General features: G+C 62.3%; 26 protein-coding genes. 16 read left to right on the top strand and 10 right to left on the bottom strand.

Features of this window, described 5'->3' with window-relative positions; translation table 11 throughout:
• Position 1 precedes the first annotated feature (1 nt).
• From PU133_RS16660 to PU133_RS16625, 8 genes are read left to right on the top strand one after another with little or no spacing between them, the layout of a single operon-like run.
• The gene (locus PU133_RS16660) at positions 2–958 is read left to right on the top strand and encodes an amidohydrolase family protein (RefSeq protein ID WP_404862587.1); all 957 of its coding nucleotides are present in this window, start codon (positions 2–4) and stop codon (positions 956–958) included.
• The gene (locus PU133_RS16655; protein WP_404862586.1) at positions 955–1,836 is read left to right on the top strand and encodes an ABC transporter permease; all 882 of its coding nucleotides are present in this window, start codon (positions 955–957) and stop codon (positions 1,834–1,836) included. The genes PU133_RS16660 and PU133_RS16655 overlap by 4 nt, the downstream gene beginning before the upstream one ends.
• The gene (locus tag PU133_RS16650; protein ID WP_404862585.1) at positions 1,836–2,822 is read left to right on the top strand and encodes an ABC transporter ATP-binding protein; all 987 of its coding nucleotides are present in this window, start codon (positions 1,836–1,838) and stop codon (positions 2,820–2,822) included. The genes PU133_RS16655 and PU133_RS16650 overlap by 1 nt, the downstream gene beginning before the upstream one ends.
• Positions 2,806–3,807, top strand: coding sequence for an ABC transporter ATP-binding protein (locus PU133_RS16645; protein ID WP_164527938.1), 1,002 nt, complete (start codon positions 2,806–2,808; stop codon positions 3,805–3,807). Before PU133_RS16650 ends, PU133_RS16645 begins: the two co-directional genes overlap by 17 nt.
• The gene (locus PU133_RS16640; RefSeq protein WP_126011324.1) at positions 3,807–4,751 is read left to right on the top strand and encodes an ABC transporter permease; all 945 of its coding nucleotides are present in this window, start codon (positions 3,807–3,809) and stop codon (positions 4,749–4,751) included. The genes PU133_RS16645 and PU133_RS16640 overlap by 1 nt, the downstream gene beginning before the upstream one ends.
• A gap of 58 nt (positions 4,752–4,809) precedes the next feature.
• Positions 4,810–5,814 carry an ornithine cyclodeaminase family protein gene (locus tag PU133_RS16635; protein ID WP_404862584.1) on the top strand — a complete coding sequence of 335 codons (1,005 nt, stop codon included), beginning with the start codon at positions 4,810–4,812 and terminating at the stop codon, positions 5,812–5,814.
• A gap of 51 nt (positions 5,815–5,865) precedes the next feature.
• Complete coding sequence (locus tag PU133_RS16630) at positions 5,866–6,783, top strand: LysR substrate-binding domain-containing protein (protein ID WP_404862583.1); 918 nt, start codon at positions 5,866–5,868, stop codon at positions 6,781–6,783.
• A gap of 34 nt (positions 6,784–6,817) precedes the next feature.
• Complete coding sequence (locus PU133_RS16625) at positions 6,818–8,083, top strand: M20/M25/M40 family metallo-hydrolase (protein WP_404862582.1); 1,266 nt, start codon at positions 6,818–6,820, stop codon at positions 8,081–8,083.
• Between the two features lie 28 nt (positions 8,084–8,111).
• On the opposite strand, the gene PU133_RS16620 is transcribed toward PU133_RS16625, so the two are convergent.
• Positions 8,112–8,549, bottom strand: coding sequence for an Lrp/AsnC family transcriptional regulator (locus tag PU133_RS16620; RefSeq protein WP_126013539.1), 438 nt, complete (start codon positions 8,547–8,549; stop codon positions 8,112–8,114).
• 123 nt (positions 8,550–8,672) lie between these two features.
• Here PU133_RS16620 and rocF point away from each other — a divergent pair, with 123 nt between their 5' ends.
• Positions 8,673–9,596 carry an arginase gene (gene rocF, locus PU133_RS16615; RefSeq protein WP_404862581.1) on the top strand — a complete coding sequence of 308 codons (924 nt, stop codon included), beginning with the start codon at positions 8,673–8,675 and terminating at the stop codon, positions 9,594–9,596.
• Entirely contained in the window at positions 9,593–10,651 is a 1,059-nt protein-coding gene (locus tag PU133_RS16610) for an ornithine cyclodeaminase (protein WP_404862580.1), read from the top strand. The genes rocF and PU133_RS16610 overlap by 4 nt, the downstream gene beginning before the upstream one ends.
• Before the next feature lie 149 nt (positions 10,652–10,800).
• Here PU133_RS16610 and PU133_RS16605 read toward each other — a convergent pair whose 3' ends face one another.
• The 6 genes from PU133_RS16605 to kdpF are packed head-to-tail and all read right to left on the bottom strand — an operon-like array spanning position 10,801 to position 18,622.
• On the bottom strand, positions 10,801–11,484 hold the full coding sequence (locus PU133_RS16605; protein ID WP_404862579.1) for a response regulator: 684 nt from the start codon (positions 11,482–11,484) through the stop codon (positions 10,801–10,803).
• Positions 11,481–14,168: a DUF4118 domain-containing protein gene (locus PU133_RS16600; protein ID WP_404862578.1), complete on the bottom strand. Its 2,688-nt coding sequence runs from the start codon at positions 14,166–14,168 to the stop codon at positions 11,481–11,483. The genes PU133_RS16605 and PU133_RS16600 overlap by 4 nt, the downstream gene beginning before the upstream one ends.
• 2 nt (positions 14,169–14,170) lie before the next feature.
• Positions 14,171–14,749 (bottom strand): potassium-transporting ATPase subunit KdpC, encoded by a 579-nt coding sequence (gene kdpC, locus PU133_RS16595; protein ID WP_404862577.1) that lies wholly within the window; start codon positions 14,747–14,749, stop codon positions 14,171–14,173.
• A 9-nt stretch (positions 14,750–14,758) separates the two neighbouring features.
• A complete protein-coding gene (gene kdpB / locus PU133_RS16590) occupies positions 14,759–16,795 on the bottom strand; it encodes a potassium-transporting ATPase subunit KdpB (RefSeq protein WP_404862576.1) in 2,037 nt (678 codons plus the stop codon).
• Between the two features lie 9 nt (positions 16,796–16,804).
• Positions 16,805–18,511, bottom strand: coding sequence for a potassium-transporting ATPase subunit KdpA (gene kdpA / locus PU133_RS16585; RefSeq protein ID WP_404862575.1), 1,707 nt, complete (start codon positions 18,509–18,511; stop codon positions 16,805–16,807).
• Positions 18,512–18,532: 21 nt separating this feature from the next.
• Positions 18,533–18,622 carry a K(+)-transporting ATPase subunit F gene (gene kdpF / locus PU133_RS16580; protein ID WP_126011302.1) on the bottom strand — a complete coding sequence of 30 codons (90 nt, stop codon included), beginning with the start codon at positions 18,620–18,622 and terminating at the stop codon, positions 18,533–18,535.
• Between the two features lie 778 nt (positions 18,623–19,400).
• On the opposite strand from kdpF, the gene PU133_RS16575 reads away from it, so the two are divergent.
• Both PU133_RS16575 and PU133_RS16570 read left to right on the top strand, forming a co-directional pair.
• A complete protein-coding gene (locus PU133_RS16575) occupies positions 19,401–19,730 on the top strand; it encodes a hypothetical protein (RefSeq protein WP_404862574.1) in 330 nt (109 codons plus the stop codon).
• Positions 19,731–19,784: 54 nt separating this feature from the next.
• Entirely contained in the window at positions 19,785–20,681 is an 897-nt protein-coding gene (locus tag PU133_RS16570) for a trypsin-like serine protease (RefSeq protein WP_404862573.1), read from the top strand.
• A gap of 223 nt (positions 20,682–20,904) precedes the next feature.
• Here PU133_RS16570 and PU133_RS16565 read toward each other — a convergent pair whose 3' ends face one another.
• From PU133_RS16565 to PU133_RS16555, 3 genes are all read right to left on the bottom strand, one after another.
• Positions 20,905–21,309, bottom strand: a complete 405-nt coding sequence (locus PU133_RS16565) for a hypothetical protein (protein WP_404862572.1) — start codon at positions 21,307–21,309, stop codon at positions 20,905–20,907.
• A gap of 125 nt (positions 21,310–21,434) precedes the next feature.
• Complete coding sequence (locus tag PU133_RS16560; protein ID WP_404862571.1) at positions 21,435–21,563, bottom strand: hypothetical protein; 129 nt, start codon at positions 21,561–21,563, stop codon at positions 21,435–21,437.
• A gap of 41 nt (positions 21,564–21,604) precedes the next feature.
• Positions 21,605–22,087, bottom strand: a complete 483-nt coding sequence (locus PU133_RS16555; protein WP_404862570.1) for a hypothetical protein — start codon at positions 22,085–22,087, stop codon at positions 21,605–21,607.
• On the opposite strand from PU133_RS16555, the gene ccoN reads away from it, so the two are divergent.
• Genes ccoN through ccoP form a run of 4 tightly spaced genes read left to right on the top strand, consistent with a single transcriptional unit; the run spans position 22,086 to position 25,480 of the window.
• A complete protein-coding gene (gene ccoN, locus PU133_RS16550; protein WP_404862569.1) occupies positions 22,086–23,708 on the top strand; it encodes a cytochrome-c oxidase, cbb3-type subunit I in 1,623 nt (540 codons plus the stop codon). The genes PU133_RS16555 and ccoN overlap by 2 nt on opposite strands.
• A gap of 11 nt (positions 23,709–23,719) precedes the next feature.
• Positions 23,720–24,451 carry a cytochrome-c oxidase, cbb3-type subunit II gene (gene ccoO / locus PU133_RS16545; RefSeq protein ID WP_404862568.1) on the top strand — a complete coding sequence of 244 codons (732 nt, stop codon included), beginning with the start codon at positions 23,720–23,722 and terminating at the stop codon, positions 24,449–24,451.
• A gap of 10 nt (positions 24,452–24,461) precedes the next feature.
• Complete coding sequence (locus PU133_RS16540; RefSeq protein ID WP_404862567.1) at positions 24,462–24,632, top strand: cbb3-type cytochrome c oxidase subunit 3; 171 nt, start codon at positions 24,462–24,464, stop codon at positions 24,630–24,632.
• Positions 24,629–25,480: a cytochrome-c oxidase, cbb3-type subunit III gene (gene ccoP, locus PU133_RS16535; RefSeq protein WP_404862566.1), complete on the top strand. Its 852-nt coding sequence runs from the start codon at positions 24,629–24,631 to the stop codon at positions 25,478–25,480. Before PU133_RS16540 ends, ccoP begins: the two co-directional genes overlap by 4 nt.
• The last annotated feature ends 128 nt before the right edge of the window (positions 25,481–25,608 follow it).

The raw sequence follows: 25,608 nt of genomic DNA, 5'->3' as shown, positions 1-25,608 counted from the left end.
CATGACCAGAACGCTCCTCATCGACACGCATGTGCATCTCTATCGTTCGTCGGCAGCCGCTGCCGAGGACAAGGAGAGCTATGTCATCTGGGAATATGGCGAGGGCGGCACGCCACTCTACTCGCAGTCACTCGGCTCTCCGGAAGAACTTGCGCGTTCGATGGAGGCATCCGGCGTTTCCCGCGTCGTCGTCCTCAATCTGTTCATTGCCGAATGGGAAGTCAGCCGCTTCGAGAAAAGCTTGCCCTCAGACATGGCGCCGACTGAGCGAAAGCAGCTGGTCGCCGATTTTCGCAGGAAGCTTCCCCAGACGCTGCGCGACTTCAATCTCTGGGGCTGCGAGGTCGCCAAACGCTATCCCGCGATCACGCCCTTCGTTTCCGTCGACCTGAACGTCGCGGGCGCCGCCGAAAGCACGGCCATGGTGCGCGACCTTGTCGAGAACCATGGCGCGCGCGGTCTCAAGCTGCACAGCGCGATCCACCGCCACAGCATGGACGATGAGCGGTTGTGGCCATTGTTCGATCTTTGCCGCGAATACGGTTTGCCGGTGCTCGGTCATGCCGGACGTGATCCCGCAAATGCCGGCTTTGCCGAGCCCAAGGCATTTGCGCCGGTGCTGGAGGCGTTCCCTGAGCTACAGCTCATCGTGGCCCATATGGGCGGTGGCGCTTGGCAGCAGACGGCAGAACTCGCGGCACGCTATCCGAATGCATGGTTCGACTGCGCCGAGATCATCGAATGGACAGCAGCGTCCGAGGCACCATCCGATTTTGAGCTAGCGGCTCTGATCCGGCAGGTGGGCGTGCACAGAGTTCTGCTAGGCTCCGACTATCCCTGGTACGATCTCGACAGGACGATCGAACGCGTGAACGCGCTTCCGCTCCTGTCCGATGAGGAGAGAGAGCTTATCCTCGGGCGCAATGCGCTGCGCCTTCTCGACGGGTCGGATGCATGACACCGGTGCCGAACACGCGTCTGCGGAGGAGGCAGTCACGTGCCGTTCTCAGCGCCATTGGAACGTTTTCACGCGCACCGCTGACGGCCATCGGCCTCGTGATTATCGCCGTACTGATCGTTTCAGCGCTTTTTGCACCCCTAATCGCACCGTATGACCCGATAGCGATCAATCCCGCACAGCGGTTTCTCGCGCCGTCGCTCGACCATCTCCTCGGCACCGATCAACTGGGTCGGGATCTGTTTTCACGCGTGCTCTATGGCGGACGCGTGGCGCTGCAGATCGCACTGTCCTGCGTCATTCTTTCGTTCCTGATCGGCGTGCCGCTCGGGCTGCTCGCGGGGTTCGGGCCGCAGTGGCTGGACAATGGGCTTCTGTTCGTGTTCGACGCGGTTCGCTCGTTTCCAGTCGTCATTCTGGCCTTGGTGATGATTACTGTGACGGGCCCGAGTCTCACGACCATCCTGATCGTCGTCGTCGTCGCCAAAATCCCGGACTATGCCCGCGTGGTCCGGGCACAGACGCAGAGCCTGCGCAACGCCACCTTCATTCGAACCTCGCAGGCGATGGGCCTGCCATTCTGGCGCATCCTGCTCGTTCATCTGGCGCCCAATGTCGTTGGGCCGGTCTTCATCCTGGCTTCGATGGATATCCCCGTGGTGATCACGATCGAGGCAGGGCTCTCGTTCCTGGGTCTCGGAGTTCGACCGCCGACACCGAGCTGGGGCACCATTTTGAACGACGGTTTCTCGTTCATCCAGGCAACGCCGTGGCCAATCCTCGCCGGATGCCTGCCGCTCGTGCTCATCACGCTCGGCTTCACCTTCGTCGGCGAGGCGCTGCGCGATGCGCTGGACCCCAAGACGAGGCGGCGGTGATGCGCGACGCCCTCCTTCAGTTGCGCGATTTTTCAGTCTCTTTTCCGGCGACGCGCGGCGAGGTGCACGCATTGCGCAACATCTCGCTCGATGTGAGGAGGGGTGAAGTTTTTGGAATCGTCGGCGAAAGCGGAAGCGGAAAGTCTACGCTGCTGACAGCGATCATGGGCCTGCTCGGACCCGGTGCTCGCTCGTCCGGGTCCATTCGTTTCGACGGTCGCGAGCTGCAGACCATGACGAAGCGCGACTACCGCACGCTGCGCGGGGCGCGGATCTCCATGGTGTTTCAAAACCCCATGACGACGCTAAGCCCCGTGGTGAGGATCGACCAGCAGATGGTGGACATTCTGCACCGGGACAAGGGCAGCCGGGCCGACAAACTCGCTAGGGCGGCTGTGATGCTGTCCAAGGTGGGGATCCCCGATCCACTGGCAAGGTTGCAATCCTATCCCCACCAGATGTCCGGCGGAATGCTTCAGCGCATATCGATCGGGATGGCTCTCATGTCGCGTCCCGACCTGCTGATTGCCGACGAGCCGACGACCGCTCTGGACGCGACGCTAGAGGTTCAGATCCTTCAGTTGCTTCGGGATCTGCGCGAGGAGATCGGCTGCTCGATCCTCTATGTGTCGCATCATCTGGGCACGGTCGCGCAGATGTGCGATCGCGTCGCGGTCATGTATGCCGGCTCGGTGGTGGAGCAGGGGAGCGTCCAACGGGTGCTCGGTGCGCCCGGCCATCCCTATTCGCGCCGCCTGCTCGACTGCGATCCAAGTCGCGTCCACCAGCCCGGCACATTCTTGCCGACCATCCCTGGCGTGGTGCCTGATCTTTCTCAGCATTGGGCCGGATGCGCGTTCCAACCACGATGCGACATGGCGGTGAGTGCGTGCATCCGCGAACATCCCGCCCTGCGCGGCTCGCAAGGACATGCAGTCGCCTGTCATGTCACAGCTGAAGGCGAGCGCCGTGGCCAGCTTGCTTGAAGTCATCAACCTTCGTGTCTCCTATCGAGCTCGCGATCCGCAGGCCGGCATCCTGTCGCAACGGCGGGAGCTAGCCGCGCTCGATGACGTCAGTCTCTCGGTGGCGGCGGGGGAGACCTATGCGCTGATCGGTGAAAGTGGCTCCGGCAAGAGCAGTCTCGTCAACGCCGTTGCGGGCCTCGTTCCGGTCAAAGGCGGACGCATTCTCGTCAACGGCGAGGATGTGACGCAGCTGCCGCCTGGAAAGGGAGCGCGGCGCCGGATTGCCATCCTGTCCCAGGACGCTGCTGGCTCACTGAGCCCGCGGTTGACGGTCGGTACCAGCATGGCCGAAGCTTTGCGTCACGCGGGCGTGTCGAGCGCAGATTTCCCCGCTGAAACAAGCCGCCTGCTTGGCTTGGTCGGTCTGCCCCTGCATCTGCCGGCATCCTATCCGCATCAATTGTCCGGCGGCCAGGCACGACGGGTTGCCGTGGCGCGTGCGCTCGCGCTGCGGCCCGATCTGATCGTGGCAGATGAGCCGACCGCCGGTCTCGACGTGTCCGTACAGGGCGAGATCATCAATCTGTTGATGCGCCTGCAGCGCGAACTCGGCCTGGCGATGCTCGTGATCTCGCACAATCTGCACGTCGTTCGTCTCATGGCATCGCGGGTTGGCGTCATCTATCTCGGTCGCCTCGTGGAGGAGGGACCGTCGGCGCAGGTTTTTGCCGAGCCTGCCCATCCCTACACTGCGGGTCTTTGCGCGGCCAATCTGTCGAGCGATCCGAACGAGCCGTGGCCCTCCATGCCCATCAGGGGCGATGTGCCGAGCCTGTTCGACAGACCGAAGGGCTGCGTCCTTCATCCGCGCTGCCCCCGCGCGACCGAGCATTGCCGTATACAGGCGCCGGAACGACGAGTGCTGAGTGCAGCGCGCATGGTGGAATGCCATTGGCCACTAGCGGAAGTCGACAAGCCGGTCGCCGTCGGAGGAAGCGCGTGATGCTCGCCTACATTCTGCGGCGCACTCTTCTTTCGGTCGGTATCGTCATCGTCATCGCGACGGCATTGTTTTGCGCGGTGTTTCTGATCCCCGGCGATCCGGTCAGCGTCGCGCTTGGCCCGCGCGCCACGCCGGAGATGCAGGCGGCTCTCGTGCAACGCCTCGGCCTCGACCAGCCGATCCACATCCAGTTGCTCAATTTCTTCGGCAACATGCTTACCGGCGATCTGGGCAAGGACGTCTGGAGCAACCGCGACGTTCTCGACATCGTGTTGGAGGACCTGCCACACACGCTTGCGCTGCTTGCCGCCGGGTTGGCCTGGCCGCTGGCCTTGGCGCTGCCGCTTGGCTGCCTTGCGGCGGTGAGGCCCGGCTCGTTCGCCGATATCACGGTCAGCATCCTGTCCGTGGGCGTGATTGCGCTGCCGTCCTTCGTCGTCGCCATTATTCTGCTCATCGTTTTCGCGGTGCAGCTGAAATGGCTGCCGGCAATCGGTGTCGGCTCGCCCGGAGATTTGGGAAGCTATCTGCGCCATCTCATCCTGCCGGCGCTGGCCGTCGGGCTTGGATGGTTGGGCTATTTCTCGCGCATCATTCGGGCATCCATGCTCGAGGTTCTGAACGAGGATCACATCCGCACGCTGCGCGCCTACGGCGTTTCCGAAAGCCGCATCATCTTCGGCTATGCGCTGAAGATCGCCGTGCAGCCCGTGGTCGCGATGATCGGCATCGGCGTCGGAACGCTTCTGTCCGGGGCCGTCTTCGCGGAAATCATCTTTTCGCGGCCGGGCATCGGGAAGCTCATTTACGCATCCGTGCTCAACCGAAATTACCCCGTGGTCATGGGAGCGACCGTCGTCTCCACGGCTCTTCTCGTCACCGTCGCCTTGATCGTGGACCTGGTGAATGCGTGGCTCGACCCGCGCAGTCGAGAGCGTCTGTGAAGCGCGCGATGGCTGATGGTCCACCAAAACCAAAACTGATCTGATGGAGGAAATATCCGTGCTGGAAACGCAAAGATCGAGCGCCGCTCAAAGCCATGTTGCCATTCTCGATGCGGAGATGGTGGCAGCGCATGTCGATCCGGCCGGGATCAAGGCGGCGGTCGCCCGCGGGTTTGCGGCATTGGCGCGTGGGCTCGCCGTTCAACCGCTGCAAACACTGGTGCCTTTGCCCGATGCGAACGGCGACTTCATCATCTACAGCGCAGCGGACTATGACTGCGGGCTGATCGGGGTGAAGGTTTCGCCTTATCTGGTCAAACGCGGGCAGACCCACGGCGACCCCGTCACGGCTTACACTCTGTTGATCTCGCTCGAAAACGGCGAGCCCGTCGCGCTGTGCGATTCCCTGGCACTCACGGCTCATCGAACGGCGGCCACCACATCGCTCGCCGTCGATCACCTGATCGGATCGCGTGCGCGCATTCTCGCGGTCATCGGCGCCGGGCCCTTGGCTCGCCTCCATCTCAGATACGAGCTTCTATCCAGAAAATGGGAGGAGATCAGGGTGTTCTCGCCGGGACTTGCGGCAGAGCCGGCAAGGATTCGAGCGTGGAGCGATGTTGAAGCGATGGGTCGGCTGAAGGTCTGCGCGAGCGTGCGCGACGCCGTTGCCGATACGGATGCCGTCATGCTGTGCACCTCGTCCGGCGTGCCGGTGATCGCGCTGGACTGGTTGTCTCCGGACGTCGTCGTCACGTCGATCAGCACGAATGCAAGCCTTGCCCATGAGATCCCTCCGCAAGCGCTTTCGGCGTTTCAGGTCTTCTGCGATCTGCGTTCGACCGCGCCTCACCAGGCGGGGGAAATGATCCTCGCTGCACGCGATCACGCCTGGCGCAGCGAGACGATCGTTGCCGATCTGAGCGAACTTCTTTCCGGACAGCGGAAGGGAGTACGGGAGGGACGGCGCTTCTTTCGCTCGACCGGTCTCGGCATTGCAGATGTCGCCGCTGCGGCATTCGTCCAACGGCAGATGAGTTCGGCATTGCCCGAAGAAAGCTGAAGGTATTTCGTGTCGGATTGCCGATCCAGCGATCGGAATGCGAGCGGGAGAATGATGATGATGCGTTACCTGGATCCCCATCTGCTTCAAGCTTTCGTGGCAACGGCCGACATCGGCACGGTGGTCGGTGCCGCTGCTCATCTCAACCGCACCCAGGCTGCCGTCAGCATGCAGATCCGCAAGCTGGAGGACCATGTTGGCACGATGCTGTTCGAGCGGGGACCACGCGGCCTGAAAATGACGTCCAACGGCCACATGCTCATGTCCTATGCGCGCGAGATCCTGTCTTTGAACGACACCTTCATCGCGCATCTTGGCGGCAACCAGGAAAAGGGACGGCTTCGTCTGGGTGTGGTGGAGGATTTCGTCGCGACCCGTCTCATCGCTATCCTGTCGCAGTATCGCGCCGAAAATCCGGCGATCCAGATCGACATCATCGTCCAGCCAAATGCCCGCCTCGCCGCCATGTTCGACAGCAAGATGCTCGACGCGGTGATCTGCGATGTCAGCGGCATCCACCGGAAGCCGCTCGGCGTCTGGTCCGAGCGCCTTTACTGGGCGGTGCGCGACGACTTCACCATTCACTACGATCGACCGTTGCCAATCGTCATGTTCGACGATGCCTGTCCATGGCGTGCGGCTGCGATCGCGACGCTTGCACGGGCAGGTGTTGATTGGCGCATCGTGTCCGAGGCATCGACTCTCTTGGCGACGTCGGCTGCCGTGCGGGCCGGCCTCGGTGCTGCGCCGATGATGAACGGCACCGTTCCGCGCGGGTGCCGGATCATCCAGCCGATTCCTGACTCCCTGTGCCCCGTTGAAATCACCATCGGGCTTTTCGCCAATGCCCATCCCACGCTCGAAGCGCGGGCTTTCATCGACATCGTCACATCCGGATCGGAGCCGCGCGCGATCATGGATCTGCGGGCGATGTCCGACGACGAAACAGCCGGCCTGCTGCTCGGCTAGCACAAGCATCATTCGACACGCGACGAGAGGCATCATGCGACTGGACATCGTGAATATCCGCAGGGATACGGCTGCGCTTTGCGAAATTGGCAACCGTTTCGTCGGCAGCGATGGAGAACGGCAAGCGCGCGACTACATCTTTGCGCGGATGCGCGAACTCGACCTCCAATCCGTTCGCAGGGACATGTTCGAGGTCGCGACGTACCGGCCCCTCAACGCCAAATGCACGCTGGTGGGCGCTGCAGCCCCGTCACTTGATTGCGTGGGCCTCCAGTTCATGGGCAGCGATCGTTTCGAGGCCGAGGCAGTGCTCATCGGCGAGCTGTCCGACACGGCAGATCTCGATGCCATCTGTCGGCATTTGCCGCCGGTCCGAGGCCGTATTGCTGTGATCAAGACCAGCTATCCCTACCTCTTCGTCGATGATCTGACGGAGCGCGGCGCACTGGGCATCGTCATGCTCGGCGATGCTCCCGACGGATACTGCCGCAATCTCAACGCCATGATGTATCCGGCGCTCGTCGAGCGGCCGAACGGCGCACATCATCGCATTGCCGGCGTTACCCTCTCGGAACAGTCGTCCACGATGCTGCTTGCGCACATCGCGGCCGGCGGCAGGCTGCGCCTGGAGCATCAGGCTGAGTATCCGATCGTCGAAACCGGAAACGTCATCGGCGAGTTGCCTGGAAACGGTGCGGGCGAAGTGGTCGTGGGCGCCCATTACGACACTCAGCTCGACGGTGTGGGTGCGTCGGACAACGCGCTCGGCATCGCGTGCCTGCTGGAGATGATGCGCCAACTCGGCGAGCACGATCTGAGACGACGCGTCGTCGCCGTGGCTTTCGCCGACGAAGAGGCGGGTTTTCGGGGGTCGGCCGACTATGTTCAGCGCTATGGCGCGCGACTGGCCGAAACGGTCGGGATGGTCAACCTCGATGCACTGGCCTGGGCGCCTGCCCAGCGTTCCCTGCACGCCGATCCCTCTATCATGGCGTTTGCCGCCGAAACGGCTGAGGCTGCCGGCTGGATGATCGAAAACCGTGCCGATGCTTCCCTGTTTCCCGGTTCGGACCACAATCCCTTTATCGACGCCGGCGTGCCCGCAGCATTCTTCTGGCGCAACCCGCCGACCCACCCCTACTACCACACGCGTGGCGACAGCCTTGATCGGATTGATTTTCAGATTGCGGTGGATACGGCAAGCGCAGCTGCTGCAGTCGTGAAACGGCTCGCTAACGAGCCTTCACTGCCCTTCGACAGGTCGCAGCCGACGCGGCGCTGGATCGATCTGCGGCCATGATCGGTTCGGCCCATCAAGCCGCATCGCGTCAGAGGCGCGCGCGGGCGCTGCGTGGCGTTGAAAGCAACAGGCTTGTTTCGCTCGCGGTGATCCCGGGCACGAGCCGGATACGACGCAGGACGGAATCGAATTCGCCGAGGCTCGAGGTGGCCAGCTCGACGATCAGGTCCCACCGCCCGTTGGTGGTGTGGATCGCCGATACTTCGGGAAAGCCTCCCAGAGCGCGGATCACCCGTTCGGTCACGTGACCTTCGATCTCGATCATCGTGATGCCGCGAACCGGCACCTCGACGACGTCGGACTGCAGGATGACGGTGTAGCCGAGAATGATCCGCGCGCGCTCGAGGCGCTCGATCCGGTTGCGGACCGTGGCGCGCGACACGCCGAGGTCGACCGCGAGATCGGAGAGGCTTCGTCGGGCGTCGTGCCGCAGCAGGGTGATCAGTCGGTTGTCGAGGTCGCTTATGTCCATAACGGTAAATAGCACTGCCGTTTTGTGCTGAATAGATTTCCGATCCGACAAATTGGCCTGTTCACCTTGCCAGGCGTCAATGGTTCACTGATCGCAAGATGGGCCAGGGGCAGACGAATGAAGTGCACGCTGATCGGCGTACCGGTTCAGGATGGCGCCTCGCGTCTTGGATGTGAGATGGGGCCGAGCGCGCTCAGAACTGCGGGGATCGGACCGACGCTTCGCGATCTCGGTCATGACGTGAGTGACCTCGGCGACATCCGCGTCGACGACGCTCTGGACCGCCGCCACCCCAATGATGCCGTCCACGACCTCGGCAAGGTCGCCTTATGGGTGGAGCGGCTGGCCGAGACCGCCTATGCCCACAGCGATGGCGCGATGCCGATCTTTCTCGGTGGCGACCACGTTCTGTCCGCTGGCACCGTTGCCGGCCTTGCGCGCCGGGCGAGCGAGCAGGGGCGCCCGCTCTTCGTGCTCTGGCTCGATGCCCATACGGATTTCCACACGCTGGAAACGACCGGCAGCGGCAACCTCCACGGCATTCCGGTCGCCTATTTCACGAACCAGCCGGGCTTTGGGACGTACTTGCCGGCGCTTGAGGCTCAGGTCGATCCAGCCAATGTGTGCATGCTCGGTATCCGCAGCGTCGATCCTGCCGAGCGCAGCGCATTGGCCGACCTGCCGATCACCGTCCACGACATGCGGGCGCTGGACGAGCGGGGCGTCGCGCCTCTGCTCGGCGCGTTTTTGGAGAAGGTCGCCGCAGCGAATGGCCGGCTGCATGTCAGCTTCGACGTCGATTTCCTCGATCCGGAATTCGCGCCGGCCGTGGGCACGACGGTGCCCGGCGGCGCCACGTTTCGCGAGGCGCATCTCGTCATGGAGATGCTTCACGACAGCGGCCTGGTCGAAAGCCTCGACCTCGTCGAACTCAACCCGTTTCTCGACGAGCGCGGGCGCACCGCGAGCCTGCTCGTCGATCTCGTCGCCAGCCTAATGGGCCGCCGCATCCTCGACCGACCGACAAGGAGCTTTCGATGATCCCCAAACTCAATATCGTTCCGTTCGTCAGCGTCGATCATATGATGTCGCTCGTGCTGGCGAAGGGCGTCGAGCGCTTCATGATCGAGTTGGCGGGCTACATCGAAGAGGACTTCCGCCGCTGGGACATGTTCGACAAGACGCCACGCGTTGCCTCGCATTCGGCCGAGGGCGTGATCGAACTGATGCCGACCTCGGATGGCGCCCATTACGGCTTCAAATACGTCAATGGTCATCCCAAGAACACGCGGGAAGGGCGCCAGACAGTCACGGCTTTCGGCGTTCTGTCGGACGTGGGCAATGGCTATCCGGTTCTGCTCAGTGAAATGACGATCCTGACAGCACTCCGAACAGCTGCGATGTCGGCGCTTGCAGCACGCTATCTCGCACCAAAAGACCCGCGTGCCATGGCGATCATCGGCAACGGGGCGCAGTGCGAGTTCCAGGCGCTTGCCTTCAAGGCGCTGCTCGGCATCGAGAGTGTGCGTCTGTTCGACATCGATCCGGAGGCCACGAAGAAGGCCCTGACGAACCTTGCCGGCTCCGGCCTGACGCTGGAGCCTTGCAGTTCGGCAGAGGCAGCCGTGCAGGGCGTCGACATCATCACCACCGTCACCGCCGACAAGCAGAACGCCACGATCCTGACCGACAACATGATCGGCTCCGGCGTGCATATCAACGCGGTCGGCGGCGACTGCCCGGGCAAGACAGAGCTGCATCGGGATATTCTACTGCGCGCGGGTATCTTCGTCGAATTCGAGCCCCAGACGCGCATTGAAGGCGAAATTCAGCAACTGCCCGCGGAGCATTCGGTTCAGGAACTCTGGAAGGTCATGCGGGGCGAGGCGCCGGGGCGGGCGGACAGTCATCAGATCACGCTGTTCGACAGCGTGGGTTTCGCCGTCGAGGATTTCTCGGCACTGCGCTACGTGAGGGACTCCCTCACTGACACGGCCTTCAGCACGGACCTCGACCTACTGGCCGATCCGGACGAACCACGCGACCTTTTCGGAATGCTGCTGCGACATCAAAAAGTTGCGGCTGCGGCTCCCTGAGAGCGTCCAGCCTTGCATCTCCGTGGCGCTACTTTGGAGACAGCAGACATTGTCAGTTGGGGCACAGTTGGGGCCGTGAGGAGACAGTCAGCTCACGGTGGCGCAAATGGGAAACGGCCGTTTGACCGAGAGGCTTCCTGGGCGGCGTCCTAGTCCAGAAATCGGTATCCAACGCCCGGCTCATTGAGGATGAACCTCGGTGCCGCAGGGTCGTCGCCGAGCTTGGCGCGGAGGCGGCCGATGAAGACGCGGAGATATTGGAGATCGTGCTCGTGAGCGGGTCCCCAGATGTCGGCAAGCAATTGCCGGTGAGTGATGATGCGGCCGGCGTTGCGGGCAAGCAGTGCGAGGAGTTCGAATTCCTTGCGCGTGAGCTTGACGGTTTCGCCTGCGAGCGCGACTTCATGCCGGGCGAGGTCGATGCGCAGGTCGCGTCGCAGAATTTCTGTCTCGGGTGTCGCGCCGCCCGGCGCCGATCGCAGCAGCGCCCTCACGCGGGCCAGCATCTCCGCAATGCCGAAAGGCTTGACGACGTAGTCGTTGGCGCCGGCGTCGAGGGCTGCGACCTTCTCATCCTCGGACTGGCGCACCGACAGGATCAGGATCGGCACGTTCGACCACTCACGGATGCGCGCGATCACAGCCTTGCCGTCCATGTCCGGCAGGCCGAGATCGAGCACGACGAGATCAGGCTGGAAAGTCGCTGCCTTGGCGATCCCGCTTTTGCCCGAGGCCTCTTCGTCCAGCGTGAAGCCCTGCGCCTCCAGAGCCACGCTCAGGAACTTCCGAATGCCCGGATCGTCTTCGATCAGAAGGATGCGGCCAGTGTTCATTCCGGCTCCGCTGACTGTCTGATGGCGGGAAGGGTCATCACGATGCGCGTTCCGCTGCCATCTTTCTGCGCGGCCTCGGCACGGATAGAGCCGCCATGTGCATCAATAATCCCCTTGGCGATCGCAAGGCCAAGGCCGGTTCCGCCAGGCTGGCCATCACCCGCGCGGACGCGAAAGAACATGTCGAAGACCTGAGTGCGATCGCTCTCGGCAAGGCCAGGGCCCTCGTCCGCGATGGAAAACACCACTTCGTTGCCGATCGCTTCGGCCGCAAGGGTCACCTGCGTACCGGCAGGCGCATATTTCGCGGCGTTGTCGAGGATGTTCGCCACCACTTGCTCCAGAAGAACGGCATCGCCCCAAATCTCCGGCAATGTCTTGGGCAGGTTGCGCACGATCCGATGTCCGGCGAGATCGCGTTCCAAACGCCGCAAGGCAAGGCCCACCACTTCGCGCAGATCGATCGGCTGCTGAGCCACCTTCAGTGCACCATAGCCAAGCCGGGTCATGTCGAGAAGGTTCTGGACATAGCGGTTCAATCGTTCGCCTTCGTCGCGGATCGTCTCAGCCATCGTCCGTCGTCCCGACTTGCCAAGCACCTCGTCCGCATCGACGAGAGAGGTCGCGGCGCCGATAATCGATACCAATGGGGTCCTGAGATCATGGCTGACGGAGGACAGCAGGGCAGCGCGCAGGCTCTCGGTTTCGGAGAGCAGACGCGTCTGCTCCATGTCGGAAGCGAGTTTGGTGCGCTCAACGGCAAGACCGACCTGATCCACGAGTGAATCCAGCAGCCTCCGCTCATCGGCGGTAATGTACTGGCGCGCACCGAACTGGACGCCGAGCAGGCCATGGATCCTGCCCGCGCTTTTCATCGGCAGGAAGAGCCAGCTGGCGGACGGCAGGGTTTCTGACGACCAGCCAGCAGGTTCGCGCTTGTCCCACGCCCAGTCGGCGGCGGCGCGGTCGCGCGTCTCAAGCTGGTCCTCCGGCGGCATGCCGCCTATGATCGACAGCCTTCCTGCAGCGTCCGGCATGAGGATCATCGATGAGCATTGCATCGTCGAAGCGACGTGGGTAACGGCCGCCCAGACCACATCGTCGAGAGACGCAACGCTTGCGACCTTGCGTGAAAAGTCGAAGAGATTTGCCGTGCGCCTTGCTATGGCGCGCTGAGCCTGCGCCTGGTCGCGAAGCCGTGCCGCGAGATTTCCGGTGACGACCGCCACCGCCAGAAAGAGGAACAGCGTCAGCACCAGATCCTGATTGGCGATCTCGAAGGTGAAGAACGGCTCGGTGAGGAAGAAATTATAGCTGAGGAAAGCCAGGCCGCTTGCAAAGATCGATGGCCAAAGGCCGAAGCGGGCGGCGACTCCTAGGACTGCCACCAGAAAGAAAAGCGACAGGCTCTCCACCGGGAAAATGCGATTGACGACGATTGCCGTGGCGGTCGCGAGCATGACGGCGGCTGCCGACCACAGATAGGCTTTCGGGTTGCGCTCGGGAACGATCACGGCGCCTCGGATCGCGGCCTTGCGCGCTTCGCCGGGATCGGCGGAGACGATGGTCACCTCGAAGTCGTCGGCCTTGCGGATGATCTCCTCGGCAACCGTTTCGCGCGTGAAGCGGGCCGTGAAAAAGCGAGGCCTGGGGCGTCCGAGCACGATGCGCGAAACATTCCGGCTTCGGGCAAAGGCGAGGATCTCGTCGGCGACGTGGCTTTCGGCATGGATCGTGGCGATTTCGGCGCCGAGCGTTTCGGCCAGCCGCAGGGTTTCGGCGATCGCATCCTTGGCGGCATCCGGCAGATGCTCGGATGCGGGCGTCGTCACGCTTGCCGCAATCCAGTCGGTGCGTGAGCGTTCCGCCATTCGCTTGGCGGCCCTTACCAGCGCCTTGGAGACCGGAGCTTCATTCACGCAAACGAGCACCCGATCCTGCGCCGGCCAGGGCCCGGGAATGGCATGGCTCTTCATGTGGGCGGTCATTTGCGCGTCCACCCGGTCGGCAGCAACACGCATCGCCAACTCACGCAACGCGGTCAGATTGCCCTTGGAAAAGAAATTCTGAATCGCGCGGGCAATCTGGTCCTGCACATAGACCTTGCCTTCCCGAAGGCGCTCGATGAGCTCGTCCGGCGGCAGGTCGATCAGTTCGATGTCGTCGGCGAGCTCCAGCACCTTGTCAGGGACTGTCTCACGCACCTTCACTCGGGCGATGCGGGCAACAACATCGTTGAGACTTTCCAGGTGCTGGATGTTCAGCGTGGAATAGACGTCGATCCCTTTCGCGAGAAGTTCTTCCACGTCCTGCCAGCGCTTGGCATGCCGGCTGCCCGGCACATTGGTGTGGGCCAACTCATCGACGAGGACCAATCTCGGTTGCCGCGCGATGATGCCGTCGAGATCCATCTCGGCGAGCAGACGCCCGCCATAGTGAATGCGCGCGCGCGGCACGATTTCAAGTCCGGCAACGAGGCGCTCGGTCTCCGCCCGCCCATGCGTCTCGACAATGCCGACGACGAGGTCGAGACCGTCCGCCCTGCGGCGCTGGGCTGCCTCCAGCATCGCGTAGGTCTTGCCGACACCAGGTGCCGCGCCGAGAAAGATTTTCAGCCGCCCGCGACCTTCCTTCGCGGCTTCCGCGAGGAGAGCTTCGGGTTCCGGGCGGCGTTCCTGTTCCATGATCAGTCTGTGACCGGAATGCGCTCATTAAGAGCGAGATTGAGCAGGAGGACATTGACGCGGGGTTCGCCCAGTACGCCGAGCGTCCTGCCCTCGATTTGCTCGTTGACCAGCACGCGCACGGTCGCAGGGGCCGTGCCTCTTGCGGCGGCAATGCGCTCGATCTGCAAATATGCGGCCGCCGGCGAGATATGCGGGTCGAGACCGCTGCCTGACGCGGTTACGAGGTCGATTGGGACCGCAGCGCCACCATTTTCGGCGCTCAACCTTTGCGCATCTTCCGTCACACGGTCGATCAAAGCTGCCGATGTCGGGCCGAGATTGCTGCCCCCGGTGGAGGCAGCGTCATAACCATCGGCGCCGGCGGCTGAAGGGCGGCCATGGAAATAGGTCTCGCCGGTAAACGCCTGGCCAACGAGAGACGAGCCGATGATCTGGCCATCGCGATCGACCAGGCTGCCATTGGCCTGCATCGGGAAGAGCGCCTGCGCTGCTCCCGTCATGGCCAATGGGTAGGCTACTCCGGTGATGAGCGTGAACAGTGCGAGCAGTGTCAAAGCGGGTCTCAGTTCGGAAATCATGGTTTTACCTCACAGAATGCCGGCGGCGTTGACAATAAGATCGATCGCCTTGATGCCGATGAAGGGAACGATCAGGCCGCCAAGGCCATAGATCAGCAGGTTGCGGCGCAGCAGCACGGCTGCCGTCGCCGGCTGGTATTTCACACCGCGCAGTGCGAGCGGAATGAGCGCGATGATGATCAGTGCGTTGAAGATGACGGCCGACAGGATCGCGCTGGCCGGACTGCCGAGCCCCATCACGTTGAGCGCATCAAGCGCAGGGTAGGCCGTCACGAACAGCGCCGGAAGGATGGCGAAGTATTTCGCCACGTCGTTGGCGATCGAAAAGGTCGTCAGCGAGCCGCGGCTGATCAGCAACTGCTTGCCGACGAGCACGATCTCGATCAGCTTTGTGGGGTCGGAATCGAGATCGATCAAATTGCCCGCCTCCTTTGCGGCGGGTGTGCCGGTGTTCATCGCCACGCCCACATCGGCCTGGGCCAGCGCGGGTGCGTCGTTCGATCCGTCGCCGCACATGGCAACGAGTTTGCCCTCGACCTGCTCCTTGCGGATCAGTTCCAGCTTGCGCTCGGGCGTCGCCTCGGCGAGGAAATCGTCGACGCCTGCCTCCGCCGCAATGGCTGCGGCCGTTAGCGGATTGTCACCCGTCACCATCACCGTGCGCACGCCCATCCGGCGGAGCTCGGCGAACCGTTCGCGAATGCCCGGCTTGACGATGTCCTTCAGATGGATGACGCCGAGCACCTGCTTGTCACGTGCAACGAGAAGCGGTGTCCCACCCGATTTTGCGATGCTCTCGACAACCGCACGAAGCTGTGGCGATGGATCGATGCCGCACCATCTCAGAACGGCATCGGAGGCACCTTTCCGCAACTGAGAGCCGTCCTTGAGATCCGCGCCCGAAATGCGCGTGTTGGCCGAGAAGGGAATGGCTTCTGCGACTTGCTCCGTGCCGTCCAGCGCGCGCCCGAGTTGCTTTCTGGCAAAATCAACGATCGACCGGCCTTCGGGCGTTTCATCGGAGAGGGAAGCGAGCAGCGCGGCTTCCATCATGTCCTTTGCGGTAACGCCAGGCAAGGGCTCGAAACCATCCGCCTGCCGAGCGCCGAACGTGATGGTGCCCGTCTTGTCGAGAAGCAGTACATCGACGTCGCCGGCTGCCTCCACAGCACGGCCCGACTTGGCGATGACATTCGCCTTCACCAGCCGATCCATGCCGGCAATGCCGATGGCGGACAGAAGGCCGCCGATCGTCGTCGGGATGAGTGTGACGAGAAGCGCGATCAGGAAGACCACCGGCACGAATGCGCCCGAATAGATGACAAAGGGTTGCAGCGTCACGACGACGATCAGGAAGATGATCGTCATGCCCGCCAGCAGGATGTTGAGTGCGATCTCGTTTGGGGTTTTCTGGCGTTCCGCGCCTTCGACCATGGCGATCATGCGATCGAGAAAGCTCTCGCCGGGCTTGGAGGTGATCCGGACCTTGATCCAGTCCGACACCACGCGCGTGCCGCCGGTCACCGCCGAGCGATCGCCGCCTGCTTCACGAATGACCGGTGCGGACTCGCCCGTGATCGCGCTCTCGTCGACCGAGGCGATGCCTTCGACGATCTCGCCATCGGCGGGAACGATATCATTGACCGATACCAGCACCAGATCACCTGGCTTGAGCGAACGGCTGGACACCATTTCCGGTTCGGGCGCATCTATGGAGGCGAGCTTCCGCGCCGGTGTCTCGGACTGGGTTGCACGCAGCGAATCGGCCCGGGCCTTGCCTCGGCCTTCCGCCATGGCCTCGGCGACATTGGCGAAATAGACCGTGAACCAGAGCCAGGCGGCGATCTGCCCGCTGACGGCAACGTTTTCGCCGCCGACAATCAGATCGCGCAGGAACAGCAGGGTAGAGAGTGCCGCCACCACCAGGGTGACGAACATGACGGGATTTCTCGCCATCGAACGAGGGTTCAGCTTCCAGAACGCCACTTTCAGGGCGGGACCGGTCACACGCCAGTCGAGTAGGGAAATGTCGGGTTTCTTGCGCATGGGAGTGCCTCAGAAGGTTTCGCCGGAAAGCATCGAGACGTGCTCGGCGATCGGCCCCAGCGCGAGCGCCGGGAAGAAGGTCAGCCCGCCGAGGATCAGGATCACGGCGACGAGTAGTGTGATGAAGAGCGGGCCATGTGTCGGAAACGTCCCGCTCGATGCGGGCGCCGACTTCTTGGCAGCCAACGACCCTGCAACCGCCAGCATCGGCACGATGTAGACGAACCGACCGAGCAGCATGGCGATGCCCTGCATCGTGTTGTGGTAAGGCACGTTGGCACTAAAGCCTGCGAAGGCCGAGCCGTTGTTGCCCGTCGCCGACGAATAGGCATAGATGATCTCAGACAGACCGTGCGGTCCCGCCTCTTGCAGCGAAGACAGCGAGATCGGAAGTATGGCCGCGAGCGCGCCGAGCCCGAGCACGCCAAGCGGCATCACCAGGAAGGCGATGACCGAAAGCTTCACCTCGCGCGCCTCGATCTTCTTGCCGAGATATTCCGGCGTGCGGCCGACCATCAGCCCTGCGAGAAAGACGGTCAGCACGACGAAAGACAGCATGCCGTAAAAACCGGAGCCGACCCCGCCGAAGACAACCTCGCCGACCTGCATCAGAAGCATCGGAGCGAGTGCGCCGAGCGGCATGAACGAGTCGTGCATGGAATTGACCGATCCGTTGGATGCAGCCGTCGTCGCTGTTGCCCAAAGCGCGGAGTTGCCGACGCCGAAGCGGACTTCCTTGCCCTCCATGTTGCCAGCCGACTGTTCGACCGGGAGCTGCGCGAAAGCTGGGTTGCCGGCAATTTCCGACGAATATGTCAGCGCCAGTGCGCCGAGGAACAGGATGCCCATGGTGGCGAAGATCGCGGCCCCCTGGCGCATGTCGCGCACCATCTTCCCGAACATGAAGCAGAAAGCGGCCGGGATGAGCAGGATGGCGACCATCTCGATGAAGTTCGAGAGCGGCGTCGGGTTCTCGTACGGCACGGCCGAATTCGCGTTCCAGAAGCCGCCGCCATTCGTGCCGAGCTGCTTGATCGCGATCTGGGAGGCTGCCGGACCCTGGCTGATCGTCTGCTGTGCACCTTCGACGGTCGTGGCCGAGACATAGGCCAACAGGTTTTGCGGGACGCCCTGCCAAACGAGGAACAGTGTCAGCACTATGGATAGCGGAAGCAGCACGTAAAGAACCGAGCGGGTCAGATCGACCCAGAAATTGCCAAGCGTTTTCTGTTCGCGGGCAAAGAAGCCGCGGATGATCGCTGCACAAACCGCCATGCCGACGCCGGCCGAGACGAAGTTCTGCACCGTCAGCCCGGCCATCTGGCTGAAATACGACATGGTCGTCTCGCCGCCATAGGCTTGCCAGTTGGTGTTGGTCGTGAACGAGACCGCCGTGTTAAAGGCAAGGTCGGGTGAAAGAGGGCCGAGTGCCTGCGGATTGAACGGCAGCAGATGCTGCAGCCGCAGGATCGCGTAGAGCAGAGCCCAGGAACCAAGGCTGAAGGCGAGCACGCTCAGCGCATAGCGCGTCCAGTGCTGTCCTTGATCGGGGCGCACGCCGGCGAGCCTGAAGAACGCCCGCTCGACTGGCGCGAAGACAGGCGACAGCCATGTCGTCCCGCCCTCATAGACGCGGGCGAGATATAGGCCGAGCGGCCAGGCGAGCACGGTGACAAGCACCGCGTAGAGGATGAACTGCAAAATATCGGGTGCCATGAAAATTGTCCTTGCGCCGGGTCAGAACCGTTCCGGACGGGCGAGCGCATAGCCGAGATAGACAATGAGGAGAGCGGCAACCGCGCCGCCAATGATGAGATCGAGGGCCATGGCAGGACCTCAGAGCCGTTCGAGCAGGCGAACGGCGGTAGCGGCCGCGACAAAGAAGCCGGCAGCCAGAGCGATGTAGAGAATGTCGAGCATAGAACGCTCCGTTGTTTCGGAAGCGTCCTATCTATTAACCAGGGGCATCAACGCGCGATGTGTCATCAATGCCATCTGCATAAACATCGCATAAACACGCATGATCCGTACTGCTTCCGCCTACGTCCGGCGGTTGGTATTGGCCCGGGTGCTCGGTCTAAGCAATGTTTCTTGCTGGTTCATCGACAGAACCCTGCCGGACAAGCTGATCACCGCGGCCGCCAGTAAGACCGCCGACGGCGTCTGCGTGATGTCTTTGGCCTGTCAGAAGGCTGAGGCTTCGTACAGCTGCTCCACCAGATCGCCGTCCAAGCAAGACATGTCAAATGACCTCCTCACCCGAACGGGTGAAGACGGGTCTACCACATTGTGGCTACTACAGGGCGAGCCGAGTCTTAGCACCCGCCGACATTATCCAAAGATAATAGGCAGAAGCTTCGACATCCCGGCCATCGGTTGTGGACGCTATGCGCGAAAGTCGTGACCGTCCACTTAAGTAAATTGTCGACCTTGCTGAACTGCAGCGAGTTGGAAGCGTCCTCGCTCAATCTCGATAACGCGTGGGGATCATGAGCCGCCTCTGCTTCTCGATTTTTCCGGCTGTCGTCGCCCTTGGTGCGCCGACGCATTCTCGTTGGAACAGATGAAGTGGTCGTTCTACCAGTCCGATCAAGGATGCTCGATAATGGGAACTATCGGACAAAATGCCATTCATGTTTCTGGCGCGAGCCGGGAAACCGAGCTTACGGTCGAGTTCGCGCTCGAGCAACTGAACCTGATCTTCGATCCTGAACCGTTTGCGGCACGGATATCGATCGACGATTTCTACTGGACCATCGACGGCAATATCGCGATCGAGAGCGCGTTTTGGGAGCACACCCCCACGGAGTTTCTGGAGACACTCGCGACGGGTAGGCGCCTGACCGTCGCGATGGACGGATTTCGACCCATCTCCTTTTCCCTCGGAGGGACGGGCAAGGCGGTCGAAGCGTTCGATCTCTGCCGCTCGCCCTGAGACCTTGCGGCAGTGATCAAACCATCATTCTTCAACGTCGAAACCGGCCTTACAATGAAGTTCGCTGCCTCCGTGTTCATAGCCGCCACCTTTGCGACTTCAGGTCAGCCGACGGCGATCCTCTGGGAGGGACAGACCCTTTCCACCGTGGCGGATGTTCGTTCGCACGAATGGCTTCTTGCCCTGAAGGCCAAGACTGTGTCGGGGGAGAACACATATTGTACCGCCGTCCTCGTCACACCAAACGTGGCGCTCACCGCGGGACATTGCGTTCACGAAATCAGCTCGATCGAAGTGATGGCAGCATCCTCCGAGACCGCAGAGTTTGCGACCGTCGCATCGGCAGTCTCCTGGGAGGCCCATCCGCAGACATTCGGCGAAGAACCGACGGGCGACGCGTCGCGCGTCGCGTTCAGCGACTTTCGTGAGACGAGCGCCCATCTGTACATTGACCTGGGTGTCGTCGCGCTCGACAGGCGGCTGGCAACTACACCCGTCAGGCTTTCGCCGCCAAAACTCGACCCGCTCGTCACCCCGCTGACGAGCTACGTCTTCGGCCGGCAGCGGGACGAATTCTATCGCTCGCTGCCGACCTTTGACGTTCTACGTACCGAGGTCGTTCAATGGATTGGAAGCTCAAGGAATATCCTGGCAAAGCTGCCAGAGGGCCGCTGGTGCGTGCGAGACTCGGGCGGCCCCGTGACTGCCGAAGGCACTGACGAAGACGGTAACCGCGAGCTTCAACTGATCGGGATCGGTTTCGTGTTCTTCGGCCGTGTATTGACCGGCGATCTGATAGAGCTGCGGGAAATCTGGGGCGATCTGTCGGCCGTGCCTCCCTGCGGGGAAAGGATGAGCTACGTTCACGTCGGATACAATTTGAACTGGATCCGGGATGCCATGGATCGAGTGTCGCCGGGAAGCGCGGAGGAGCTTCAGATTTCGCAGTAACCGACCGTTTGACCGCCCCGCCTCGACGGTGCCAGCAAGCCCACCTCGACCAGTCGCAATGTCGATCCAGACACATCAACAACTGCTTCTAGAACGACGGAACGCAAACCCGATCGGATCGTAGATTCCGGTTGAGTGCTAGAAAGCCGACATTCGGCCTTCTGAGGGTCGCTTCATCATGGGTCTTCCTACAGGCCCCAGAGATCGTCGATCGACGAGACCATTAAGACGCGTTACTGGTCCGCTCTCGGCAATCCTGATGATATGGGGTTTGATGCCTGCAGTCGATCCTAAAGGGAGTTTCGGCAGCAGTGGGACATTCCCCAAAGGCCAAGCCTATACCAACAATGACGGGCCCGTCTCCCTCATAAGGGAGCGCTTTTTCGCTCAAGGTTTCGATCGATGTGCGATAGATCCAGCTGTCCGCTCGACCCACATTCGCCGCAAAAACGACGGGCGTATCGCCCGCCATGCCCTGCGCCAAGAAGTGGTTTGTGATCGCGCCGGCCGTGCGTGAGCCCATGTAGAAGATGGTCGATGCCGACTTATCGGCCACGGCGGCCCAATCGATGTCGGTGGGCAGGCCGCCACGCTTGGAATGTCCGGTGACGAAGCGGCAGCTAAACATTTACCGCATCGCGCGAGAGCGGCTGAAATTGCGGAGCGCCGCCTTTGGCGCTCTCGATCCAGGACGTGTCGAAGAGCTTCGGCCGGGCGCCAATGTGCCTTCCACAATCATTTGCCTCAGATGGTTCAGGGCAAAGCTGCGAGCCGCTGAACAACCTCGACATCTTCAATGCCCGCGAACTCGTGCAGCAGCTGCGTGCGCTCGTTGATGAGAGGGGCCGAACCATCGCCATTGTCCTTCACGACATCAATCAAGCCGCAGCCTACGCTGACCGGATCATTGCAATGAAAGATGGTCACGTGCTCGGATGTGGTTCCCCAAACGAGATCGTGACGACCGAGAACTTGCAGGCGGGAAACACCGCTTCCTCCACATAGCGCTGTGCATCGCGCACCAGCGGCACCAGACCCGCCGCAACCATCAGGCAGAGATGCCGGTCGACCGGCCCTGGCAGCGAATTTGCAATCCGCTCAAGTGCGTCGCAAAGCACAAGCTTTGCCGCGTGGCGGTGCTGGATGCCTTCGCAGGGTGCGAGGCGGAGGGGACTGCAGGCCGACGCTGCAGGGCACTGCGAGCGCGCTGCGCAATCCTGATCCTTTCCCGCCTCGAGATAATCATGGCCGTCAACCTCCCCGTCCGCTCGATACGCGTCAAACTGATCGAACAAGCGGCGCGCGGGCTTGACTTGGATCAAGGCAGACAAGGCGAAAAGCCATGATGAGTGCAGGCAAGGCCGGATCATCGGCCAGGCAGTGTCATCGGGAGCCTGAACCATCATGACATACGGTCCACAGACCATAGGCGTCGGTCTGTTCGCCTTTCTGGCGCTGTTGGGTGCGGCCTTTGCAGCCGACCCTCTCTTTGCGCAGCACATGGGGATACTCACTATCGTGCTCGCAATCGCCACGGTGGTGATGCTGCGCCGCCCGTTCTTCGCGCCAGCCAAGACCAAGGTCGACACCGGCTACATGGACGATGTCGTGCGTTACGGCTCGATCGCCACCATGGCCTGGGGCATCGTCGGTTTGCTCGTCGGCGTCGTCGTCGCGCTGCAGCTTGCCTGGCCGGCCTTCAACATCGAGCCATGGTTCACCTTCGGGCGCATGCGGCCGCTGCACACCTCGGCCGTCATCTTCGCCTTCGGCGGCAACGCGCTGATCGCGACGTCCTTCTACGTCGTGCAACGCACCAGCCGCGCGCGGCTCTTCGGTGGCAACCTCGCCTGGTTCGTCTTTTGGGGCTACCAGCTTTTCATCGTCATGGCCGCGACGGGCTACCTGCTCGGCATCACGCAAAGCCGCGAATATGCCGAGCCCGAATGGTATGTCGACCTATGGCTGACGGTGGTCTGGGTCGCCTATCTCGTGGTGTTCCTCGGCACGATCCTGAAGCGCAAGGAACCCCATATCTATGTCGCGAACTGGTTCTACCTCGCCTTCATCGTGACCATCGCGATGTTGCACGTGGTCAACAATCTCGCGATCCCCGTCTCATTCCTTGGCGTGAAGAGCTATTCGGCCTTTGCCGGTGTGCAGGATGCGCTGACGCAATGGTGGTATGGCCATAACGCCGTCGGTTTCTTCCTGACCGCCGGCTTCCTCGGCATGATGTATTACTTCGTGCCCAAGCAGGCCGACCGCCCGATCTACTCCTATCGGCTCTCGATCATCCACTTCTGGGCGCTGATCTTTCTCTACATCTGGGCCGGCCCGCACCACCTCCACTACACGGCTTTGCCCGACTGGGCGCAGACCCTGGGCATGGTGTTCTCCATCATGCTGTGGATGCCGTCCTGGGGCGGCATGATCAACGGCCTGATGACGCTGTCGGGCGCCTGGGACAAGATCCGTACCGACCCGATCATCCGCATGATGGTGGCAGCCATCGCCTTCTACGGCATGTCCACCTTCGAGGGGCCGGTCATGTCCATCAAGGCCGTCAACTCGCTGTCGCACTATACCGACTGGACCATCGGCCACGTGCATTCCGGGGCATTGGGCTGGGTCGGGCTCATTTCCTTTGCCGCGATTTACCACATGGTACCGAAGCTCTGGGCGCGCGAGCGGCTCTATTCGGTGCGAATGGTGACCTGGCACTTCTGGCTCGCGATGCTTGGCATCGTCGTCTACGCGGCCGTCATGTGGGTGTCCGGCATCATGCAGGGCCTGATGTGGCGCGAGTACGATGGCCAGGGCTTCCTGGTCTACTCCTTCGCCGAAACCGTCCAGGCCATGTTCCCCTACTACGTCATGCGGGCGATCGGCGGTGCGATGTATCTGGCCGGTGCCCTGATCATGGCCTTCAACATTACCATGACCATTCTCGGCCACCAGCGCGAGGAGCAACCGATCGGCGCGCCTGTCGCCAAAGCTCCTTCCTCCCTGCAGCCGGCCGAATGAGGAGGCACACAATGTCACTGATGGACAAGCACGCAATCCTCGAGCGCAACGCCACGCTGCTTCTGGCCGGCTCTCTACTCGTGGTCACGGTCGGCGGCATCGTCGAGATCGCCCCGCTCTTCTACCTCGAAAACACCATCGAGAAGGTGGAAGGCATGCGGCCCTATTCGCCGCTGGAGCTTGCCGGCCGCAACATCTACATCCGCGAGGGCTGTTATGTCTGCCACTCGCAGATGATCCGCCCCTTCCGCGACGAGGTGGAGCGTTACGGGCATTACAGCCTGGCCGCCGAATCCATGTACGACCGGCCGTTCCAGTGGGGGTCCAAGCGCACGGGGCCTGATCTTGCGCGCGTCGGTGATCGCTATTCCAACGAATGGCACGTCCAGCACCTCATGAACCCGCGTTCGGTCGTGCCGGAATCGATCATGCCGAGCTACGCCTTCCTGAAGGACACGCCGCTCGACCCGCGCGGTTTTTCCACGCATCTCGTCGCCAACCAGCGCCTCGGCGTGCCGTACACCGACGATATGGTGGCAGTCGCCGAGGTCGACCTCACAGCACAGGCCGACCCCAATGCTGCGCACACCGATCTGCTCGCCCGGTATCCCAATGCCAAGATCGGCAATTTCGATGGCGATCCGCAAGCGCTGACCGAGATGGATGCGCTCGTTGCCTATCTGCAGATGCTGGGCACGCTGGTCGATTTCGAAACTTACGACGAAACGGCCGGCTACCGATGAGGAGGCGCTGATGGACATCTATACGGCCATGCGCGCCTTCGCCGACAGCTGGGCACTGCTTGCGATGACGCTCTTCTTCTTCGGCGTCGTCATCTTCGCGCTGCGGCCTGGCGGGCGCAACGCTTCAGACCTGGCTGCCCAGATCCCGCTGAACGACGAACATCCGGAACCACGCCCATGAGCGAGAAAGAGATCGACGACGTCACAGGCGTGGCCACGACCGGTCATGAATGGGACGGCATCAAGGAACTGAACAATCCGCTGCCGCGCTGGTGGGTGTGGACCTTCTACGCCACCATCGTCTGGGCGTTCGCTTACACGATCGCATACCCGGCCTGGCCGCTCATCTCGAGCGCCACCAGCGGCGTGATCGGCTATTCGAGCCGGCAGGAGGTGCGTGCAGCGCTCGATGCCGCCGAAGCCTCGAAGGCTGATTATGTGGCCGCCGTCGCGGCCGCCTCGGTCGACGACATCCTCATCGACGACGCGCTGCGCACCTTTGCCACCGCTGCAGGTGCGGCTGCCTACAAGGTCAATTGCGTCCAGTGCCACGGCTCCGGGGCGACTGGCTCGGCAGGCTACCCCAACCTCAATGACGATTCCTGGCTCTGGGGCGGCAAGCCGGAGGACATCCGGTTGACGATTGCGCACGGCATCCGCTTTGTCGGCGACGACATGACTCGCTTATCGGAAATGCCGCCTTTCGCGGACATTCTAAGCGAGACGGAAATCGGAGAGCTTGCGGGCCATATCGCTTCGATGTCGGCGACACCGTCGACTGGTGCCGGCGCCGATCTTTACGCCGCCAACTGCGCTGCCTGCCATGGCGATGCCGGCGAGGGCATGGTCGAACTGGGCGTGCCGAACCTCGCCGATGCGATCTGGCTCTATGGGGCGAGCAAGGACGAGATCGCCGCCCAGATCCGCGCGCCGCGTCACGGCGTGATGCCGGCCTGGCAGGATCGCCTCGGTGAGACCACGGTCAAGGAACTCGCGGTCTACGTACACTCTCTCGGCGGAGGTCAATGAGAGAGCAGGGCGCGACGCGATGACGAGGCGCGTTGCGTCCATAAGAGGCTCGGCAGCAATGCCGGGCCTCTTTCTTTTGCGATTTGATCCTGGTCAAGGCCGGACAGCCGGACCGGTGCGAGGGATGA

It is taken from the genome of Georhizobium sp. MAB10 (assembly GCF_045012825.1).
Lineage (GTDB): Bacteria > Pseudomonadota > Alphaproteobacteria > Rhizobiales > Rhizobiaceae > Georhizobium > Georhizobium profundi.
This window is presented reverse-complemented; position numbering and strand designations above follow the sequence as displayed.

Bases quoted from the DNA above. Each gene is read 5' to 3' on its own strand.
- kdpF (WP_126011302.1), bottom strand. From the start codon at position 18,622: ATGGCCCTCGATCTCATCATTGGCGGCGCGGTTGCCGCTCTCCTCATT.
- ccoO (WP_404862568.1), top strand. From the start codon at position 23,720: ATGTCACTGATGGACAAGCACGCAATCCTCGAGCGCAACGCCACGCTG.
- PU133_RS16655 (WP_404862586.1), top strand. From the start codon at position 955: ATGACACCGGTGCCGAACACGCGTCTGCGGAGGAGGCAGTCACGTGCC.
- PU133_RS16640 (WP_126011324.1), top strand. From the start codon at position 3,807: ATGCTCGCCTACATTCTGCGGCGCACTCTTCTTTCGGTCGGTATCGTC.
- rocF (WP_404862581.1), top strand. From the start codon at position 8,673: ATGAAGTGCACGCTGATCGGCGTACCGGTTCAGGATGGCGCCTCGCGT.
- PU133_RS16650 (WP_404862585.1), top strand. From the start codon at position 1,836: ATGCGCGACGCCCTCCTTCAGTTGCGCGATTTTTCAGTCTCTTTTCCG.
- kdpA (WP_404862575.1), bottom strand. From the start codon at position 18,511: ATGGCACCCGATATTTTGCAGTTCATCCTCTACGCGGTGCTTGTCACC.
- kdpB (WP_404862576.1), bottom strand. From the start codon at position 16,795: ATGCGCAAGAAACCCGACATTTCCCTACTCGACTGGCGTGTGACCGGT.
- PU133_RS16575 (WP_404862574.1), top strand. From the start codon at position 19,401: ATGGGAACTATCGGACAAAATGCCATTCATGTTTCTGGCGCGAGCCGG.
- kdpC (WP_404862577.1), bottom strand. From the start codon at position 14,749: ATGATTTCCGAACTGAGACCCGCTTTGACACTGCTCGCACTGTTCACG.
- ccoP (WP_404862566.1), top strand. From the start codon at position 24,629: ATGAGCGAGAAAGAGATCGACGACGTCACAGGCGTGGCCACGACCGGT.
- PU133_RS16630 (WP_404862583.1), top strand. From the start codon at position 5,866: ATGATGATGATGCGTTACCTGGATCCCCATCTGCTTCAAGCTTTCGTG.
- PU133_RS16570 (WP_404862573.1), top strand. From the start codon at position 19,785: ATGAAGTTCGCTGCCTCCGTGTTCATAGCCGCCACCTTTGCGACTTCA.
- PU133_RS16605 (WP_404862579.1), bottom strand. From the start codon at position 11,484: ATGAACACTGGCCGCATCCTTCTGATCGAAGACGATCCGGGCATTCGG.
- PU133_RS16610 (WP_404862580.1), top strand. From the start codon at position 9,593: ATGATCCCCAAACTCAATATCGTTCCGTTCGTCAGCGTCGATCATATG.
- PU133_RS16660 (WP_404862587.1), top strand. From the start codon at position 2: ATGACCAGAACGCTCCTCATCGACACGCATGTGCATCTCTATCGTTCG.
- PU133_RS16625 (WP_404862582.1), top strand. From the start codon at position 6,818: ATGCGACTGGACATCGTGAATATCCGCAGGGATACGGCTGCGCTTTGC.
- PU133_RS16555 (WP_404862570.1), bottom strand. From the start codon at position 22,087: ATGATGGTTCAGGCTCCCGATGACACTGCCTGGCCGATGATCCGGCCT.
- PU133_RS16565 (WP_404862572.1), bottom strand. From the start codon at position 21,309: ATGTTTAGCTGCCGCTTCGTCACCGGACATTCCAAGCGTGGCGGCCTG.
- PU133_RS16600 (WP_404862578.1), bottom strand. From the start codon at position 14,168: ATGGAACAGGAACGCCGCCCGGAACCCGAAGCTCTCCTCGCGGAAGCC.
- PU133_RS16540 (WP_404862567.1), top strand. From the start codon at position 24,462: ATGGACATCTATACGGCCATGCGCGCCTTCGCCGACAGCTGGGCACTG.
- ccoN (WP_404862569.1), top strand. From the start codon at position 22,086: ATGACATACGGTCCACAGACCATAGGCGTCGGTCTGTTCGCCTTTCTG.